General features: G+C 60.3%; 20 protein-coding genes. 6 read left to right on the plus strand and 14 right to left on the minus strand.

Features of this window, described 5'->3' with window-relative positions:
• Window positions 1-140: 140 nt before the first annotated feature.
• From N4R57_14630 to N4R57_14650, 5 genes are all read right to left on the minus strand, one after another.
• Window positions 141-1,190, minus strand: coding sequence for an extracellular solute-binding protein (locus N4R57_14630; protein UYV36249.1), 1,050 nt, complete (start codon window positions 1,188-1,190; stop codon window positions 141-143).
• Window positions 1,187-2,320 (minus strand): ABC transporter ATP-binding protein, encoded by a 1,134-nt coding sequence (locus tag N4R57_14635; protein ID UYV36250.1) that lies wholly within the window; start codon window positions 2,318-2,320, stop codon window positions 1,187-1,189. The genes N4R57_14630 and N4R57_14635 overlap by 4 nt, the downstream gene beginning before the upstream one ends.
• Complete coding sequence (locus tag N4R57_14640; GenBank protein ID UYV36251.1) at window positions 2,320-3,144, minus strand: ABC transporter permease; 825 nt, start codon at window positions 3,142-3,144, stop codon at window positions 2,320-2,322. Before N4R57_14640 ends, N4R57_14635 begins: the two co-directional genes overlap by 1 nt.
• On the minus strand, window positions 3,141-4,388 hold the full coding sequence (locus tag N4R57_14645) for an amidohydrolase family protein (protein ID UYV36252.1): 1,248 nt from the start codon (window positions 4,386-4,388) through the stop codon (window positions 3,141-3,143). The genes N4R57_14640 and N4R57_14645 overlap by 4 nt, the downstream gene beginning before the upstream one ends.
• A 66-nt stretch (window positions 4,389-4,454) precedes the next feature.
• Window positions 4,455-5,726 carry an amidohydrolase family protein gene (locus N4R57_14650; GenBank protein ID UYV36253.1) on the minus strand — a complete coding sequence of 424 codons (1,272 nt, stop codon included), beginning with the start codon at window positions 5,724-5,726 and terminating at the stop codon, window positions 4,455-4,457.
• Between the two features lie 375 nt (window positions 5,727-6,101).
• On the opposite strand from N4R57_14650, the gene N4R57_14655 reads away from it, so the two are divergent.
• Both N4R57_14655 and N4R57_14660 read left to right on the plus strand, forming a co-directional pair.
• Complete coding sequence (locus N4R57_14655) at window positions 6,102-7,133, plus strand: GTP-binding protein (GenBank protein UYV36254.1); 1,032 nt, start codon at window positions 6,102-6,104, stop codon at window positions 7,131-7,133.
• Window positions 7,134-7,242: 109 nt separating this feature from the next.
• Window positions 7,243-8,460: a Xaa-Pro peptidase family protein gene (locus N4R57_14660; protein UYV36255.1), complete on the plus strand. Its 1,218-nt coding sequence runs from the start codon at window positions 7,243-7,245 to the stop codon at window positions 8,458-8,460.
• 164 nt (window positions 8,461-8,624) lie between these two features.
• On the opposite strand, the gene N4R57_14665 is transcribed toward N4R57_14660, so the two are convergent.
• Both N4R57_14665 and N4R57_14670 read right to left on the minus strand, forming a co-directional pair.
• Window positions 8,625-9,329 (minus strand): HAD family hydrolase, encoded by a 705-nt coding sequence (locus N4R57_14665; GenBank protein ID UYV39588.1) that lies wholly within the window; start codon window positions 9,327-9,329, stop codon window positions 8,625-8,627.
• A 46-nt stretch (window positions 9,330-9,375) separates the two neighbouring features.
• The gene (locus N4R57_14670; GenBank protein UYV36256.1) at window positions 9,376-9,660 is read right to left on the minus strand and encodes a DUF3572 domain-containing protein; all 285 of its coding nucleotides are present in this window, start codon (window positions 9,658-9,660) and stop codon (window positions 9,376-9,378) included.
• Between the two features lie 86 nt (window positions 9,661-9,746).
• Between N4R57_14670 and N4R57_14675 the strand changes: the two genes are divergently transcribed.
• Window positions 9,747-11,150 carry a diguanylate cyclase gene (locus N4R57_14675; protein ID UYV36257.1) on the plus strand — a complete coding sequence of 468 codons (1,404 nt, stop codon included), beginning with the start codon at window positions 9,747-9,749 and terminating at the stop codon, window positions 11,148-11,150.
• Between the two features lie 166 nt (window positions 11,151-11,316).
• On the opposite strand, the gene N4R57_14680 is transcribed toward N4R57_14675, so the two are convergent.
• The 4 genes from N4R57_14680 to N4R57_14695 all read right to left on the minus strand — a co-directional run bounded on the left by N4R57_14680 (window position 11,317) and on the right by N4R57_14695 (window position 13,459).
• Entirely contained in the window at window positions 11,317-11,829 is a 513-nt protein-coding gene (locus tag N4R57_14680) for a periplasmic heavy metal sensor (GenBank protein UYV36258.1), read from the minus strand.
• Entirely contained in the window at window positions 11,826-12,227 is a 402-nt protein-coding gene (locus tag N4R57_14685; protein ID UYV36259.1) for a hypothetical protein, read from the minus strand. The genes N4R57_14680 and N4R57_14685 overlap by 4 nt, the downstream gene beginning before the upstream one ends.
• Window positions 12,220-12,810 (minus strand): RNA polymerase sigma factor, encoded by a 591-nt coding sequence (locus tag N4R57_14690; GenBank protein ID UYV36260.1) that lies wholly within the window; start codon window positions 12,808-12,810, stop codon window positions 12,220-12,222. Before N4R57_14690 ends, N4R57_14685 begins: the two co-directional genes overlap by 8 nt.
• Window positions 12,811-12,916: 106 nt before the next feature.
• Window positions 12,917-13,459: an EF-hand domain-containing protein gene (locus N4R57_14695; GenBank protein ID UYV36261.1), complete on the minus strand. Its 543-nt coding sequence runs from the start codon at window positions 13,457-13,459 to the stop codon at window positions 12,917-12,919.
• Window positions 13,460-13,688: 229 nt separating this feature from the next.
• Between N4R57_14695 and N4R57_14700 the strand changes: the two genes are divergently transcribed.
• Window positions 13,689-14,129 (plus strand): DUF983 domain-containing protein, encoded by a 441-nt coding sequence (locus N4R57_14700; protein UYV36262.1) that lies wholly within the window; start codon window positions 13,689-13,691, stop codon window positions 14,127-14,129.
• Between the two features lie 14 nt (window positions 14,130-14,143).
• The gene (locus N4R57_14705) at window positions 14,144-14,893 is read left to right on the plus strand and encodes an NUDIX hydrolase (protein ID UYV36263.1); all 750 of its coding nucleotides are present in this window, start codon (window positions 14,144-14,146) and stop codon (window positions 14,891-14,893) included.
• A gap of 43 nt (window positions 14,894-14,936) precedes the next feature.
• On the opposite strand, the gene N4R57_14710 is transcribed toward N4R57_14705, so the two are convergent.
• The 3 genes from N4R57_14710 to N4R57_14720 are packed head-to-tail and all read right to left on the minus strand — an operon-like array spanning window position 14,937 to window position 16,948.
• Window positions 14,937-15,836, minus strand: coding sequence for a DMT family transporter (locus N4R57_14710; protein ID UYV36264.1), 900 nt, complete (start codon window positions 15,834-15,836; stop codon window positions 14,937-14,939).
• Between the two features lie 19 nt (window positions 15,837-15,855).
• A complete protein-coding gene (locus N4R57_14715) occupies window positions 15,856-16,752 on the minus strand; it encodes a fatty acid desaturase (protein ID UYV36265.1) in 897 nt (298 codons plus the stop codon).
• Window positions 16,745-16,948, minus strand: coding sequence for a DUF2061 domain-containing protein (locus N4R57_14720; protein UYV36266.1), 204 nt, complete (start codon window positions 16,946-16,948; stop codon window positions 16,745-16,747). Before N4R57_14720 ends, N4R57_14715 begins: the two co-directional genes overlap by 8 nt.
• 111 nt (window positions 16,949-17,059) lie before the next feature.
• Between N4R57_14720 and N4R57_14725 the strand changes: the two genes are divergently transcribed.
• Window positions 17,060-17,923 carry a helix-turn-helix domain-containing protein gene (locus N4R57_14725; GenBank protein ID UYV36267.1) on the plus strand — a complete coding sequence of 288 codons (864 nt, stop codon included), beginning with the start codon at window positions 17,060-17,062 and terminating at the stop codon, window positions 17,921-17,923.
• The last annotated feature ends 25 nt before the right edge of the window (window positions 17,924-17,948 follow it).

The raw sequence follows: 17,948 nt of genomic DNA on the forward strand, positions 1-17,948 counted from the left end.
TGCGACGGGTCGGCTTTGACTGATCCGCTTAAAGTCTTCTGCAGTCGTTCGTCTGCAGTTTGTTGTCGGGGCGAAACCACGTCACGCCCCGAGCATTGCTTGATCCGCGCCGCGCATGATTGGCGCGGCGCGGGCCATGGTCAGGCCTTGAACTTCATGTCCCACCAGTCTTTCATCTTGGAGTCATTCTCCAGGATGAAGCCGTAGTCGGGGCTTTTCAGATTGGCGACTTCTTCATCCGTGAACCCGATCTTGGCGTTCAAATCCGCGGGTACTTCGGCGTTGTCGACGGTCGGGTTGTAGCCCATGTCATGGGCAAAGGCCAACTGTGCGCTCGGCTCAAGCAGCGCGTCGAGATAGGCATAACCGCCGTCCATGTTCTTGCCGTTCTTGGGCAGGCAGAAACCGCTTTCGTAAGGGATCGCCCCTTCGGTCGGCGCGACCGACGCAACGGCGATGCCCTTGTCCTGCCACTGAACCGTGCGGGCTTTCCACATCACGCCAACCTTGAATTCGCCAGCGGCCAAGCCTTGGGCGAATGCCTCGTTGGTCGGATAGATCCGCGCCCCGGCCTCGCGCGAGGCGAGCAGCATCGGGTAACCCTTTTCAACATCCGTCACCGTGCCACCGGCGGCCAATGCGGCCGCAATCTGGGTATAGGTGTACTGAATGTCGATATAGGCCATCTGATCGCCCCACTTGGGGTCGAACACTTCGGCAAAGCTCTTGGGCGGGTTTTCCATATTGGGATCAAACACCACGACCAGCCCGGAATAGATCTGGGCGATACCGTACTCATGCTTGAACTGCGGCAGCACGTGATCGGCGTTCTTGAGCTTGGAATAGTCGATCTTCTCGGTGATGCCCTGCTGATAAAGCTGATACATGCTCGAGCCGTTCACCGCCTGAATGTCGGTCGATCCGCGCGGCAACATCCGCTCGGCGGCCATCTTGGCGCGACGTTCCGGGTCTCCGGCCTGATCCTGAATGACCTTGTAACCAGCCGCTTCAAGGATCGGCTTCTCGATGTTCTTGTTCAGCAGTTTGCCATAGTCGCCGCCCCATGTGCCCAGCACGATGGTCTTGTCAGCGGCCCGAAGCAGCGTTGGCGATGCCAGCACCGCGCCCCCTGCGGCCATTCCCGCAAGAACCTCGCGACGGCCCATCTTGGCGTTGATTTTCTTTGTCATGACTTGTCCTTCTCCTTGTTGGTCTTCGGCACCTGTTGACGGGCGCTCTGGTTTGGTTTCGGGTTAATATCCGGGGCGTATTTGTCCCCGGCAGGGAAAACCTTGGCATTGCTCCAGTTCACGAACGCCTTGTCCCCGACTTCGGGGATCGCGGCGCCGTCACGGTTGGACACCTGCGCAATCACAAGGTCCGTCGGGCTGAGCCGTATATGAAGGTCAATCAAACCGCCCATATAGGACACGATCTCGACCGTGCCGGGCACGCTGTTTTGCATCGCAGTTGTCGCCTCATGCGTGATTTCCAGCCGCTCGGGACGCAGCGCCATCAAGGCCTCGCCGCTCCCCGAAGAGCCACCGTCAAGCACCAGACCGCCCTTGGTGCGGAACTTGCCATCCGACAACACGCCTTCAAGGAAGCTGGAGCGCCCGACAAATCCCGCCACAAACCGGTTCGCCGGGTTTTCATAAAGATCCCGTTGCTTGCCGACCTGACGCACCTGACCTTCGCTCATCACCACCAGACGGTCGCCCATGATCAGGGCTTCCTCCTGATCGTGGGTCACGATCACGGCGGTGATGCCCAGACGCTGTTGCAGGGCGCGGATCTCGATGCGCACCTCATGGCGCAGCTTGGCATCAAGGTTCGACAACGGTTCGTCCAGCAACAGCACATCCGGCTGGAACACCAGCGCCCGCGCCAGAGCGACCCGCTGTTGCTGCCCGCCCGACATCTGCCGCGGATAGCGATCCGCCAGATGGTCAAGCTGTACAAGAGACAGCGATTCCATCACCTTGGGCTTGATCTCGGCCTTGGGAATGCCGCGCATTTCCAAGCCAAAGGCGACATTCTCGGCCACCGTCATATGCGGGAACAACGCATAGTTCTGGAACACCAGACCCGTGTTGCGCTTCCACGGCGGCAGGCCGGTGATGTCATTGCCGCCAATGCGGATGTTGCCTGCTGTCGGGTCGATAAAGCCCGCGATCATCCGCAAGGTCGTGGTTTTGCCACAGCCAGACGGCCCCAGCAGCACCATGAATTCACCTTCGTTGATATCCAGATTGACGTTTTGCGCGGCTTGGAAGTCGCCGTAATGCTTGGTCAATCCCTCTAGTTCTAGTCGTGCCATCACACCACCCGGCTAAGTTTTACAAATCGGTCAGTGACCAAGAGAGCGACCGTGATCACCACGATCTGCAGCACCGAAATCGCTGCGATCGACGGGTCGATCCGCCATTGCAGATACTGCAAAATCGCAATCGGTAGGGTTGTCTGCCCCGGTGCCACCAAAAACAGGCTCATCTCTAGGTTCCCGAACGAGGCCACGAACCCAAACAGCGCCCCTGCCACCACACCCGGCAGGATCGACGGAACCGTGATCCGGCGGAACGCGGTAAACCGGTTCGCCCCAAGGTTCAGCGCCGCCTCCTCCAACGTCCGGTCAAACCCGGCAAGAGAGGCAAGGATCAATCGCGTCGCCCATGGAATGACCAACAGCACATGGCCAAACACCAGACCCCAGAACGATCCCATCAACGGCAGGCCGGTCTTGATCTCGGTCTGCACCTGAAACACGAACAAAGCAAAGCCCAGCACGATCCCCGGCACGATCAACGGCATCAGCAACAGGTTGCTGATCACCCCTGAACCGGTGAACTTGTGCCGGCTGATCGCCAGCGCCGCAGGCAGCGCAACCATCAATCCGATCAGCGTCGCCAGAACCCCGACCTTGAGAGAGGTGAAGAAAGCGTCGATGAACCGCTCGTCCTGAATGGCCGTCTGATACCATTCCAGCGAATAGCCCTCGGGCGGGTAATTCGGGATGGATTGCTCATAAAACGAGAGCCATGTGACAAAGATTAGCGGCAGCGACAGATAGAGAAAGCCGATGAAGGCCACCGTGTTCAGCGTCCAGCGCCGCAGGCGCCGCGCTCCGATCCCCGCGCCGCTCATGCCGCCACTCCTAGGGTGTTCTTGTGGAAAGCCCCGCCCTTCATGATCATGGGCATATGCCGCCCCTGCCCTTCAAGCAGGGTAATATCCTCAACCGGGTCACCATCGACCAAGATCATGTCGGCCCATGCGCCCTCGGCAATGGTGCCAAGCTGCCCGGTGCGGCGCAGGATCTCGGCGCCGATGCTCGTGGCCGAGCGGATGATGTCAATCGCGGGCATCACCTCGCGGCGGATCGAAAACTCGCGGCTCTGATCTTCCATCAGCTCGCCCAGCAGGTCGGTGCCATAGCCAATCTTGACCCCCGCCGCGCGACAAATCTCAAGCGAGCGATAGCCACCATCCAGCACCATCTCGTTTTTCTCCAACATGCTGGCGGGCATGCCGTAATCGGCGGCGCGTTCCTTCATCGCCACATAGGCGATCAGGTTGGGCACGATAAAGGCCCCCTTTTCGGCCATCAATGCGGCGGCTTTGTCGTCGATCAGATTGCCATGCTCGATGGTGCGCACACCATGTTTGACGGCGCGATAGATCGCCTCGGCGGAATAGGCATGCGCCAACACATAGCGCCCGAAATTCTCGGCCTCTTCAACGGCGGCCTCGATCTCGGGGATCGAGAATTGCAAACTGTCCAGCGGATCATAGGGCGAGGCGACCCCGCCCGAGACCATGATCTTGACCTGATCGGCGCCTTGGCGCATCTGCTCGCGCACCACTTTGCGCACCTGATCCTCGCCATCGACCACGATGCGCAAAAACGCCATGCCGTTGCAGCACGGGCAATCATAGCCCGGATTGGTGCGCGACCGCCCGTCGCTGTGTCCGCCCGTCGGCCCGATCGACCGGCACGAGATAAACAGCCGCGGCCCCTCGATCAGCCCCTGCTCGATCGCGGTTTTCATGCCCCAATCGGTGCCGCCCGCGTCACGCGCGGTGGTAAAGCCACGGTCGATCATCCCTTTGAGCCGCACCGCCCCGCGGGCCGAAGCGAGCGTCATCGGCACGTCTTCCAACCGGCGGGTGTAAACCTCGCTGTGCATCGAATGGACGTGGCAATCAATCAGCCCCGGCATCAACGTCCGCCCGCCACAATCCACCACAGTGGCGCTGTCGGATGTGATCGGCACATCGCTGACTTCTTTGATGCGGTCTTTTTCCACCAACACTTCATAGCCTTCTCGCGGCGCATCAAAGGCGGGGTCGAGCAGTTTCAGGTTCTTGAACAAAAGGGGCGCGGTCATCGCTTGATCTCATCCTGACGGTGGGCATTACGGGCTCTAATTCGGGCGGCGGTTCGGCTCATCATGTCAATGCAGTGTATTCTTGAAGAAGCTGCCGTCCTTCATGATCACGGGAATATTGGCTCCCTGATCCCCCAGCAGCGACAGGTCTTTGAGCGGGTCATCCTCGACGACGATCAGATCGGCATAGGCACCGGGGCGCAGACAGCCCAACTCACCCTGACGCTGGATCACCTCGGCGCCGACCAAGGTGGCCGAGCGGATGATATCCATCGCCGGAAGAACCTCTGAGCGGATCACGAATTCGCGGCTCTGATCAATCCGCAGCTGGCCCAGCAGGTCCGAGCCATAGGCAACCGGCAGGCCCGCCGCCTTGCAGATTTCAAGCGAGCGCAGCCCGCCTTCGATCACGATGTCGTTCTTTTCCAGCATGTCGGCATCCATGCCGAAGCTCTCGGCGCGTTCCTTCATGGCGTAATAGGCAATCAGATTGGCGATCATATACATGCCTTTGTCCGCCATCGCTTTGGCCGCTTCCTCGTTGATGAGGTTGCCATGCTCGATGGTGCGCACACCGCCCTCGGCGGCGCGCAGGATCGCTTCGGGGGAATAGGCGTGGGCGCAGACATAGCGCCCGAACGCCGCCGCCTCTTCGGTCGCGGCCCGCACTTCGCTCATCGAAAACTGCAATGAATCGAGCGGATCATAAGGCGAGGCAACACCGCCCGACATCATGATCTTGATATGGTCACAGCCCTGGCGCATCTCTTCGCGCACCATCTTGCGCACCTCAGTCGCGCCATCGGCAATCGCCAGCCCAAAGGACAGCGCATCACAACAGGCACAGCGCAAATCCATCGACTTTGCATCGGTGCGCCGCCGCCCGTCACTATGTCCGCCCGTCGGCCCGATCCCGCGCCCGGCAATAAACAGACGCGGCCCCGCAAACAGCCCGTCGTCGATCCCCTGCCGCAAGCCCCAGTCCGATCCGCCGGTGTCGCGCACCGTCGTGAAGCCGCGGCTCAACATCGCCTTCGCCTCGACCATCGCATGCGCCGTCATCAAGGTCAGCGGCATCGATTCCAGCTTGGCCAGCGACACTTCGCTCAGCGTCAGATGCACATGCGAGTCGATCAGACCCGGCATCAAAACCCGGCCGCCACAATCGATTACATCGGCGTTTTCCGCCTTGATCGGGCGATCGGAAAATTCGACGATCCGATTGCCCTCAATCAACAGCTCCCACCCCTCCAGAAGCTCGTCCTGTTCGGGGTCAAGTATCCGCGCATTCTTGAAAATCATCTGACCAGAGGCTGTCTGCATCGCTGTTCCGATCATCCCTTCGGCTCTCGCTCCGGCCTAACGGGGTCTGCTGCGATGCGGCGAAAAACATCCTGTTTTCAGAATGTTACGCGCATGCCCTAAGCCTGCGCCCATCGCCACCTTACAGCCCCCGGACCGTCATGTTGTCGTTACACGTCGATCCTGCGTGGAAAAAACACGCCCTGTCAAATCCGAAATTAATTTTGCATACTTGCCTAATAAAAACAGACGTGTTTGTGTTTATCTGCTCAGATTCTCATCACAAAGGACGCTGGAAAGACCGGAAAACGCGCCCGAATCACTCCCGAACTGATTCGTTTTTGACCCACCCCAACGACTCGGCGCAGAGGGCTCTCCAAACGTCGACCATGACCAGCAAGGTGCCAATACATGCCGCAAGACAGCCGCCCTCCCCTCCCCGTCATTATCCTCACCGGATTTCTTGGCGCGGGCAAAACCACGCTCTTGCAACGCATCCTTTCGCAGAAAAACGGCCCCCGCTACGGCGTGTTGGTCAATGACTTTGGCGCCATCAATATCGACGCCGACCTGATCACGGAAACCGGGCGCGACGGGGTGGTCAGCCTCGAGAATGGCTGCATCTGCTGCACCATCCGCGATGATCTGGTCGCCGCACTGCACCAGATCCTCGAACAGCCCAACCGCCCCGAACGGCTGGTGATCGAAGCCAGCGGCGTGTCGCGGCCCCTGCAAATTGTCGAAGCCCTCGAAGACCCCGAGATCGAGCCGCAAACCCTGCTCGACGGGGTCTATTGCCTGATTGATTGCGGCGCGTTCCTTGATCTCGACTTTGCCTCGACCGAACTCGCCATGGATCAGGTCATGGGCTCCGACCTTGCCATTCTGAACAAAAGCGATCTGGCCGATGACGCCCAGATGGAACAGATCGAAACCGTGCTGCGCACCGCCCAGCCGCGGCTGAAAACCCTGCGCACCACCGGTGCGGTGGTGCCGAACGAACTGCTCGCCGGGCTGCCCGATCCGGTCGCCTCGGGCCTTGTCGATCACGATGAATGCGCCGATCCGTCCTGTGGCTGCCACGACCATCACCACGATCACCACCACGACCACGCACATGACCACACTCACGCGCATGACCATGACCACGATCACACCCATAACGAGGAATTCCGCTCGTGGTCATGGCAGGGCACGGGCCGCTTTGCCGCCTCTGATGTCAAATCCTTCATGGCCGCGCTGCCGCCGCAAATCCTGCGCGCCAAAGGTATCCTTGTCGGCCCCGAGGGCGAGCGCCTGCGCTGTGATCTCGTCGGCAAACGCCACAGCGTCAAACGCGAAGACGCCGCCGCGCCCGCGCTCTCGACCTTTGTTCTGATCGGCCGAAGCGAGGCGCTCGACCCTGACGCGCTCACCGCCGGTTTTGAGGCGATGAAGTGTTAAGCCACGCGCGCGCCGCCACCCATTTTCGCCTGTCTTGCCCACCCCGCCCGCATATCGCGGGTGCAAGGGCACAGGCATTCAACCAGACCCAACAACGGAGATAAATACTATGACGATTGGCATTGGTGGCTCAACGGTCCAAGAAGAACTCGCAAAGATGACGCCACTCTACACCGATGTGCCGCGCATCGGGGTTGATGATTACATCGCCCGCGTCAAACGCGCCCAAGAGATGATGCGCGAAAAAGGCATCGACGCGCTCTATCTCGATAGCTCGCCCAACCTGTTTTACTTCACCGGCATGTCCCTCAAACTGACCGAGCGTTTGCACGGCGCCATCATCCCGGTCGAAGGCGATGTCATCTATCTCTCGCCCAGCTTTGAAGAGCCGAAAACCCGCTCTCTCATGCTGTTCGGCGACGATGTGCGCGTCTGGGAAGAACACGAAGACCCGACCGCGCTGGTCGCCGATACCCTGCTCGGGATGGGCCTGCCCGGCAACACCATCGCCGTCGATCCGCTGACGCCGTTCTTTTCCTTTGACGGGTTCCGCCGTCACGGCAACCGCTTTGATTTCGTCAATGGCGACGCGATCACCGCCGCCTGCCGAATGGTCAAATCCGACGCCGAAATCGAACTGCTGCGCGCCGCCAACATGATCACGCTTGAGGTCCACAAAGCCGTGGCGCGTATCCTGCGCCCCGGCATCAAAGCCAGCGAGGCCGGTGAATTCGCGCTCGAAGCGCACCGCCGCCTTGGCGCGGTCTCGCCGGGGGGAAAGCCGCTCATTATGTTTGGCCCCGAAACCGCCTATCCTCACGGGGTCGGCTATGATCAAGAGCTGAAAGAGGGCGACATGGTCCTCGTTGACATCGGTGGTTTTGTTGGCGGCTACCGCTCGGACATGACCCGCACCTATGTCTTTGGCGACCCGACCCCGCGCCAGCGCGAAGTCTGGGAGATCGAGCAGACATCGCAACTCGCCGGTTTCAACGCCGCCGTGCTCGATGATCCGTGCGAAAACGTCGACAATGCCGCGCGCAAAGTCATCGGCGACGCGGGCTTCTCACCGGATTACGAAACGCCGGGCCTGCCGCATCGCACCGGCCACGGCATCGGCCTCGAGGTTCACGAAGCCACCTATATGGTGCGTGGCAACATGACCCCGATGCAGCCGGGGCTGTGCTTCTCGGTCGAGCCGACAATCTGTATCTACGGTGAATTCGGCATCCGGCTCGAAGATTGCGCCTATATGACGGCTGATGGCCCGAAATGGCTGACACCGCCGTCGCCGAGCATTGACGATCCGTTCGGCTACGAGGTCTAAGATCCGGCGCGCGGCCTTGCGGGCCGCGCGCCCCGTTAACCTTAACAGGCGTTAACCCCTCCCCGCCGCCCGGCAGCCGAGAGTCAGCCGGATGTCAGCCGGGAGTCACCCCCCTGATCCATGCGCTACGCTCATGTTAACCACTTTGGAAAACACCCCAAAGGTTAACGCGCTGTTAATAACTTCGGCGGGATATGGCCGATATCGGGCAGGACAAGATCGGCCAAATGGGCCAGATCATCGGCTTGGGCAAGCCCCGTCAGCACCCCGATCGTGCGCATTCCGGCGCGCCGTCCAGCGTCCAGATCATGGGTGCTGTCACCGACCATCGCGATGCGCTCAGGGGCCAGATTCATCGCCGCTGCAAAGGCCAAAAGCTGCCCCGGCGCGGGCTTACCGCCATAGCCGCTGTCGCAGCCCGCGATAAAATCGAACGCCTCCAGAATGCCCGCCTGCCCCAGATGCGCACGCGCCGGGGATTCGGCGTCATTTGTCGCCAGCCCGATGCGCAATCCCCGGCCCCGCAGCTCACTCAGAAGCGGCGCCAAGGGCACCGCTTGCGCCATCGGCGCGCTTGCCGCGCCGCTGTTCATCCGCGCCACGATTTCCGCCTCGGTTTTGCGCGACTGTAAGGGCACCAGCGCCTCGGCGATTTCTCCAACCGTGTGGGTGATCGCAATTGAATCCGGCGCGAAGCTCTTGGTTTTCAAGCGAAATCCAATCGCATCGCCCATGGTCTCGGCGTGGCCAAGGTCGTTGTCGGCCAGCTCCATAAGCAAGCCACAGGCCCAGTCCTCCCATGAGGCTGAAAACTCAAAAAGCGTGCCATCCTTGTCGAAAATCAGCCCGTCCAGATCGAGCATCTGCATCTGTGTCATTCTGCGTGCCTTGGGTGTTGGTTGCTGCCGCGTGGCGTTAGGTCCAATGCACCGCTTCCCCCCCCGGAAGAGCGGCCCGCGCCTGCATCGGCTGGTCATAGCTTACCCCGGCATTATCACAAAATGCCACCACCCAAGCGTCGTCCATCAGCAGAAAATCCAGCACCGAGCCAAGGAACTGCGGATCGCGCGCCCGCAGGCTCAATTCATCCGCCGCCGCGCCGGTCGACCCAAGGAAGATCGACAGCATTTCTTCGTCCCCCACAAGCCAGGCCAAAGCCGTTAGCGCCAGAGTTTCGGCAGAGTTTCGTGTTACAGACATTTTGAACGGTCCCGGAAAGGATTTATTAACTACTCTAGTAGCAAGATAGACGAACGTCGTGCCACATTCAAAAGGGGGTACCAACCGTGCCCGGTAAAATTTTGATCGTCGATCCTGTCTCGACCAACCGGATCGTGCTGAAAGTAAAGCTTTCGGTCGCCAACTTTTGCGTCGCCCAAGCTGCTTCCGGAGCAGAGGCGCTAACCATGGTGCGCAAGGAGTGCCCCGACCTTATCCTGTGTACGGATCAGCTTGCTGATATGACTGCGGAGACATTCGCGCTCCGCTTGCGGGCTGAACCTGCGGGCGCCTCCGTGCCCCTTGTTGTGGTTCCACCGGAAAACGCCCGCCCTGATCGCCATGCGCTGCTGTTGGCTGGCGCCGATGATATCCTGCCGCGGCCTTTGAATGATGCGCTTTTGCTGGCGCGGCTGCGCAGCCTTTTGCGTCTGCGTGAAACCTCGGACGAGCTGACCTTGCGCAAGGGCGTCAGCCGCGCACTTGGCATGAGCGAAGCGCCGGAGGGATTTGTCACCGCCCCACGGATCGCAGTTGTCGCCACCACCATGGAAGAATCGCTGAAATGGGCCCGCCGGCTCGAAACTCAGGTCAAAACCCGCGTTCTGTCTTGTTCAAGCAACGATGCGCTGCGCCAGTTGCTTAAAAACAAAACACCAGACGCGATTGTCATGGTGCTTGATCCGCAAAATGTTGAATTCGGCCTAAATTTGCTGGCCGATCTGCGCGCCAACCCTGAGACCCGCGATTGCAGCATCACGGCCCTGACCCATGACCATACGTGCGACGGGATCGCGGCTGACCATCTTGATCGTGGGGCAAATGACACTCTGCGAAGCGATCTCAACATCCGCGAAATGTCGCTGCGCATTGAACGACAGATTGCGCGCAAGCGCAGGCTCGAACGTCTGCGGGCGGATATGAAGGACGGGCTGCGCGCGGCGCTGATCGATCCGTTGACCGGGCTGAACAATCGCCGCTTTGCGATTCCGCATCTGGCCAGCATCGCCAACGCCTCGGCGCAGGGCGGTGGAGAATTCGCGACGATGGTGATTGATGTGGATCACTTCAAATTGATCAATGACCGGTTTGGTCATGCGTCGGGCGATGCCGTCCTTATCCGCTTGGGTGAGGTGTTGAAACAGGCCGTTCAAGAGCCCGGCTTTCTGGCCCGGATCGGCGGCGAGGAGTTCCTTGTCGTCTTGCCCAATACCGGGCGCGGTGCGGCGGAACTGGCTGCGCGGCGACTGTGTAAAATGATCGAAACAACGCCGTTTCCGATGCCGGGTCACAGCCACCCTTTGCAGGTCACAGTCAGCATCGGGGTCGCCATGAGCAGCGACATCCGCAACACATCGGGCACGCGCCCGCTCCATGAAATCGTGTTGGAAAATGCAGATCGCGCGCTCTATGGCTCAAAAGCCCATGGCCGCAACCGGGTGACACTATGTGATGATCGCTCCGCGGCATAACGAGGCATAAAATGGCACGCACAGGCGCCTGCCTAAAAACGGGCGTTTGGATTAACCAATTGTTAAGAAAAACCCCACGCCAAGGTTAACCACGATTAACCGCCAGCAGCCGGGGCCTTAACGGGGCGTTACCCCCGTTCAGACCCCACCTAAACCGCCGCGCCGCTCAATCGCCGTCTTTATCTTTGCTTTTGCGCTTCTTCTTCGGCTCCCGCTTGAGGACCTCTTTCAAGCGCTCGCTATAAGCAGCACGCTCTTCTACGCTCATCTCGTTCAACTGCGCCAGCAAGGCTTCGATACCAAGATTGGTCCGCCGAACCACCATCTGCATTTGCCGGTCAATCGCTTCGCGCACCGCCTCGGCGTCATACGGCTCGGCGGTCAGTGCGGCGATAAAACCCGCAAATTCCGCCTCGACACTGTCGCGCGACGGGCGCTCTGCTCGAAGGGTTTTGCGCACGCTCCGGCCAATCTCGCGGCGGTCTTCGTGCGACAGCGCAGCAGTAAGCGGCCCGCCCACTTGCGACGCGCGCGACGGCCTGCCGCGGTCATCGAACCGGTTCGACACCATCGCGCCGACAAACAATCCCGCCACCAAAAGGTTCACCGCAAGTGAAGAGATAAGCAAAATCCGCACGCTACGGCGCATGGCGGGGGCTTTGACAGCTGCATCGCTCATCCCGCGTCTCCTTCTGCAAAGGTGAACCCAAAGTCTGATGTGAGATCAAACACATAAGACGAAGCATCATTGTTCCCCAAGGCATTCGCCATGGCATCGCTAACCCCCAGATTGGGGCTAAAGCCGATCCAGACACCGGCAAGCGTGGCCGTGGCCAATCCGCCAAGAGCCGGCCAGCCCCCCAAGGCCGCCCACATCCCGGTGACGATGTTAAGCCGCCTGCCGCGATCCGGCACTGCGGATTCAGCTGCAGCAGCTTGCACCGCCAGCGCGTCGCCCATCACCCGCGCCATCAGCGCCTCCGAAGCCGCCTCCGGTGCCGCGCGGGCCGCGTCGAAAAACACGTCCAGCGCATCGTCCGAACGGCCGCCCGTTCCCGTGTGTTTCGTCTCATCCATGGCCATACCCCAGTTCCTCGCGCCGCCCGTCCAGAATGGCAGCCAACGCTCGTTTGCCCCGCGCGGTCAGGCTTTCAACCGCCTCGGTGCTGATTTCCATAATCGCCGCAATCTCGGAATTCCCCAACCCCTCGATGTGGCGCAATACCACCGCCTGCCGTTGCCGGTCAGGCAGCTCGGCCAGAGCCCCTTGCAGAGCCTCCTGCCGTTGTCGCGCCTCCAGCGTCTCTGCCGGGCCCAGCGCGTCATCTTCCGGTTCCGGCACGTCTTCCAGTGCGGGACCGCCTCGTTTGCGTTTGCGTAACCGGTCAGTGGCAAGATTGGCCACAACCCGATAAAGCCACGTCGTCACCTGCGCTTCGCCCTGCCGCCACTCTCCGGCGATTTTCCACAGGCGCATCATCGCATCCTGCGCCACGTCCTCGGCCTCATCCCGGTTGCCCAGCATGCGATAAGCATGGGCCATAACGATCGGCGTTAGCCGCGCAGTCAAAGCCAATGCCGCCTCTCGGTCGCCATTTGCAAAGAGCGTCAGCAGCGCTTCATTCGGCACATCGCCTAGGGTGTCGAGCGGCATATTCATCTTGTCCGTGGCGTATCCCGTTCCTGTCGGCCTTGCAACCTGGCCCGGAGCGGGCGTGGTGTGGGAGGGGCGGCAAGACGCCGCCCACCCCGCTGTTCGCTAACGATTAATCGGCTTTGCGCTCACCTTTGTGACCGTCTTTGTGGCCATGCTTACCGGGTTTGCCATGCTTGCCGTGCTTGCCGCGACGCTCTTTGAACTTCTTGGCCGCGTCTTGCATCTCTGCTTCGGTGATGTTGCCATCGCCATCGGCGTCGATGCGGCTGAACATGCGGTCCGCTTGGGTCTGCTGACCCGGCATCTCGTCAAAGCTCACTTCGCCATCATTGTTGGTGTCCAACCGCTTGAGCATTTTCTCGGCACGCTTGGCACGGCGCTCTTCTTTGCGCTTTTTGCCAGCCTCAAGCAGCTCTTCAGCCGACAGTTTTCCGTTGCCATCGGTGTCTGCGGCGTCAAACTTCGCCTTGGCGTGGGCTTCCATTTCGGCCTGCGTCAGGTTGCCGTCGCCATTGGCGTCGAGCTCAGAAAACTCTGGCATCATCGGGCCCATACCGCGCCCATGGCCTTGTTTGCCCTGCGCGGTTGCCATACCAGCCCCTGCAACAATACTGGCGGCCACGATACCTGCGATTACATATTCACGTTTCATACTCTGATCTCCATCATAGGTTTTCTAGGTCTTGCCCCTCTTGTGAGGCCGGGCATTCTCTCCCGTTTGCAAAGATACAAACGCAGCAGCTCAGCGTTTCCGTCGCGGTTTGAAAATATTTTTTGCAATTCAGTGCGAATTTTTGCGACATCGCGCCGCAACACGCTCGGAAAGGCTTTAATAATTGGGGCGATTAGCCCACCTTTGCCGGGAACACGCGAGGACAGACATGACCGATCAATCCATTTCACCGGTTGCACAGCAAGAACAAGAACGCCCTCTTTGGCCCGCATTGCGCAAAGGTTGGCGGCGGCGCTGTCCCAATTGCGGCTCGGGGCCGTTGCTGAAAAGCTATCTCAAGGTAAACGACGATTGCAGCGTTTGCCGCGAGGAATTCCACCATCATCGGGCTGATGACGGGCCTGCTTACCTAACCATTTTGGTGGTGGGGCACCTGATGGCGCCGCTTTTGCATTTCACGTTCGTGACGTGGCGTCCTGAGCCGCTGGTGCTTTTCACCATCTTCGCTATTGGCTGCGTGACACTCTCGCTATACCTTCTGCCCAGACTGAAAGGGGCGGTGATCGGGTTTCAATGGGCCCGACAGATGGGCGGGTTTGGCAAGGAGCACTCAAGCAAACCGGCCGCACCCCCGCCTCAGATTAATTGAGAAGGCAGGCCAGAATGAGCAGCGATACATCCGTCCCCCCAAGCGGGCGCACGATCGACAAGACCGCGATCCGCAATGCCGCAACCGTTATTGTATTGCGCGACCGGATGGACACCCCCAAGGTTCTGATGGGTCAACGCGGCGCCAAGGCGGCGTTTATGCCCAACAAATTCGTCTTTCCCGGTGGCGCGGTTGACCCGGATGATGCGGGCGTTCCGCTTGTGCGTCGCATGCCACAGGTGTGTCGCGACCGCCTGTTGGAAGAGGCCGAGCAGGGCCTCAGCCATGCTCTTGCCACCGCTGCCATTCGCGAGCTTTGGGAAGAAACCGGCCTGATCCTCGGGCAGCGCAACACATGGGATCGTAAACCGCCCAAGGACTGGGCCGGCTTTGCCGATCTTGGCTATGTGCCCGATGCGCATCCGCTGCAATTCGTCTTTCGTGCCATTACGCCGCCCGGCCGCCCGCGCCGGTTTGATGCGCGGTTCTTCCTTGTTGATGCCTCCGAAGTCGCCAATGATCTCGATGATTTTTCCTCGGCTCAGGATGAGCTGTCGCATCTGCAATGGATCCCGGTCAGCGAAGTGCGCGGCTTTGATCTGCCCTTCATTACCGAAGTTGTCCTTGCCGAAGTCGCCGCGCGGGTCCGCGACCACACGCCGCCGGAAAACGTGCCGTTCTTTAACAACACACAAGAGGCGAGCCTGTTTGAACGGCTCAAAGGGCGCGGGCCGTTGTCGGGCAAACCCATCGTTTACGACTGATCCCGCAAGGTGTCCCGCCCGCGCGGTCGCCTTTTGCTAAACGCTAGGCCAGCAAGACAAGCGCCAGAATGCTGATGGTTAAAAACCCGATGCCGCCTAGTTCTTTGCGGCTCAGGGTCTCGCCAAAGAACAGCACTGACGCCGCGATCGAAAAGATCACCTCGATCTGGCCCACGGCAAACACATAGGCCGCGTTTTGCAGCGTGAAGGCGATGAACCAGCAAAGCGAACCGCCAAGCCCGCTCAACCCCATCCAGACCGCGGTTCGGCGCGCTGCGATCACCCGTGCCACCTCGCCCTTTTCCCGCCATGCAAGCCATGCCGACAGGGCCAAGGTCTGCGCCGTTGTCACAATCGCCAGCGCCACAACCGCGCGCATAAACGGATCGTCCGAGGGCACCTCAAGCGTTGCGCCGCGATAGCACACCGCTGACACTGCGAAAAACGCCCCCGATAAAAGGCCCAATCCGGCGGCCCGGTTCATGACCCGTCGCGCAAATCCGCCTGTGCCATCCGCGCTGTCCGACAGGATCAAGACACCGACAAGGCCAAGCAGTATCGCCGCCATTCCCGCCACCGACACCCGGTCGCCCAACAGGACAAAGCCGACCAGCGCAGTTTGCATCACTTCGGTTTTCTTGAACGTGATGCCAACAGCAAAGTTACGGTGGGCAAACAACGCGACAACACACCATGTCGCCAAAATCTGCCCCAACCCGCCGACCATCGCAAACGCCCAGAACCGGCCGCCCAACACGGGCCAGCCCGCACCGCTCCACAGCAGAGAGCCAAGCGCGAGGCTGATCACGAAGGGCATCGAATAAAGGAACCGCGCAAGCGTCGCGCCGCCCGCGCTCAACGATGTGCCGCTTAGCGATTTTTGCAGCATAAAGCGCAGCGTCTGAAACGCCGCCGCCGCGATTGAGATCAGAATCCAGACCATAAGGCCCTATTGCACAGCCTTAGCGCCGCGAAAAGAGCGGATGCGGCACCGGGTCTTTGCCGCGCCAGAAATAGCGCCGGAAAACCTGTGCATAGGAGCGGTAATAGTAATCGTCATTTCGCGCCAGAAACGCCTCGCGCTCCTCTCGCGTCTTCTGGGGGAGCGCATACCATTCCAGCTTGGGATAGGCGTGATGCACCACATGCAGGTTGTTGTTGAGAAAAAGCAACGCCAATAGTCCGCGATCCTCGATCAACACGGTGCGCCCGTCGGCGGCCTCATGGGCGCGATGCTCAAGATAGGTGCGGATTTTCAGGATCGAATGCGCCGCATAGCTGGCCAGCAAGAAAGCCCAGACAGGCATCTGCCCAAGGGCGGCCATCCACCAGACCACCAGCCCAAGCGCCGGAAGATGCCAGAGCCAGCCATTCACCACCCTCCGCGCGCCCTTACGAGCAAGCCGCCAATCCGCGCGCATGAAAAACACCTGCCCGATCACCGGACCAATCAGCAAGCGCCCGAACAACGTGTTGTTCAGTCGAAGCACCGCCTTGGCCCACCGCGGCTGCACCGCCCAAACCTCTGGGTCTAGGTAATTCGTCTCCGGGTCGTCATAAGGATCGGTGATGTTTTCGTCCCGGTGATGCGCGATATGCGTGTCGCGAAAGCGGCGATACGGCACACAGAGCGACAGCGCCGGAAACACCAGCGCCTCGTTTAGCCACGCTTTGCGCGTTGGATGGCCATGTAGCGCCTCATGGGTTAGCGAGCTGTGCAGCGCCGCCGAAAGTGTGACCAACACCATGCCAAGCGGCAACCAAAACGCCGCGGCCCAAGTCGTCGCAACCGCCCAAGTGAGATACGTCAGCCCCAGCAAGCCCCACGTCGGCCATTCGACCTTGCCCCGCTCAGCCATGCCGCCCCCAGTGCACCCGCGCCCAAAGCCGCTCGTAAAACAGATAGCAGACAAACCCGATGCTGGTGTTCAACACCGCCATTGCCCCCCCCAGCGCCAGCGACCCGGTCATCACCAGCCCGACAAGGCACATGACAACCAGACCCAGAATGTTCCAGCATATGGCTTTAACAAGGCTTCGGGCGGGGCTTTCCATTCGCGGTCCTGCTTTTTTGCTATTGATTGCGAAAAAGATAGCCCCACGGCCAGAGATCGCCCATTCCGATAATGATTAACAAATCTCGCGTTTGGTGATATAATTCACCGCATGCCGACAAGAATCGACAAACGCATCCGTGCCGCTCAATTCCGCACCCGCCTTGAGCAGGCGATGACACGCGCCAAGGTCAATCAAAGCGCCCTTGCCCGCCGTATCGGGGTGGATCGGTCCACCGTTTCTCAGCTTCTCAAAGGCACCGGTGCGCGGCTGCCCAATGCACAGGTTGTCGGGGAATGCGCCGCCGCGCTTGGTGTGTCAGCCGATTGGCTTTTGTCGCTCTCGGACCGTCCCGAAACCGCCGCCAACCTTCTGGCCAATGCGCTTACCCTGACCGAAGCGCCGCGCGCTCTTGTGGATGAGCAGATTTTCGACTGGCACACCGAAGCCGCCGGCATGAAAATCCGCCACGTCCCGGCGACCCTGCCGGACATGCTGAAAACCCGCGAAATCCTTGAATGGGAATATTCCTTGCATCTGGGGCGCACCGCGACACAGGCGATTGGCGCGTCCGAGGACCGGCTGTCGTGGATGCGCGGCGCGCAATCGGATTATGAAATCGCCCTGCCCCTGCATGAGCTGACAAGCTTCGCCAAGGGCGAAGGGTATTATTCCGGCCTCGACGCCGCCCTGCGCCGTGCGCAGCTAAAGCGCCTCATCCTGCTTCATGAACAGCTCTACCCGCGTTTGCGGGTCTATTTGTTTGACGCGCGCCGGTTGTTTTCCGCGCCCATTACGATATTCGGGCCGATGCTCGGCGTGCTCTATCTTGGGCGCAACTACCTCGCCTTTCGTGACACAGAACGGGTGCAGGCCTTTACCGCACATTTCGATCAGCTCGTGCGCGAAGCCGAAGTCACAGCGAGGGAGCTTCCAGACCAAGCAAACGCGCTGTTGCGCACGATACCGGATTGATCGGCCGCTTGGATCGAAACCTCAA

Source organism: Rhodobacteraceae bacterium D3-12 (assembly GCA_025916135.1).
Taxonomy (GTDB): domain Bacteria; phylum Pseudomonadota; class Alphaproteobacteria; order Rhodobacterales; family Rhodobacteraceae; genus JAKGBX01.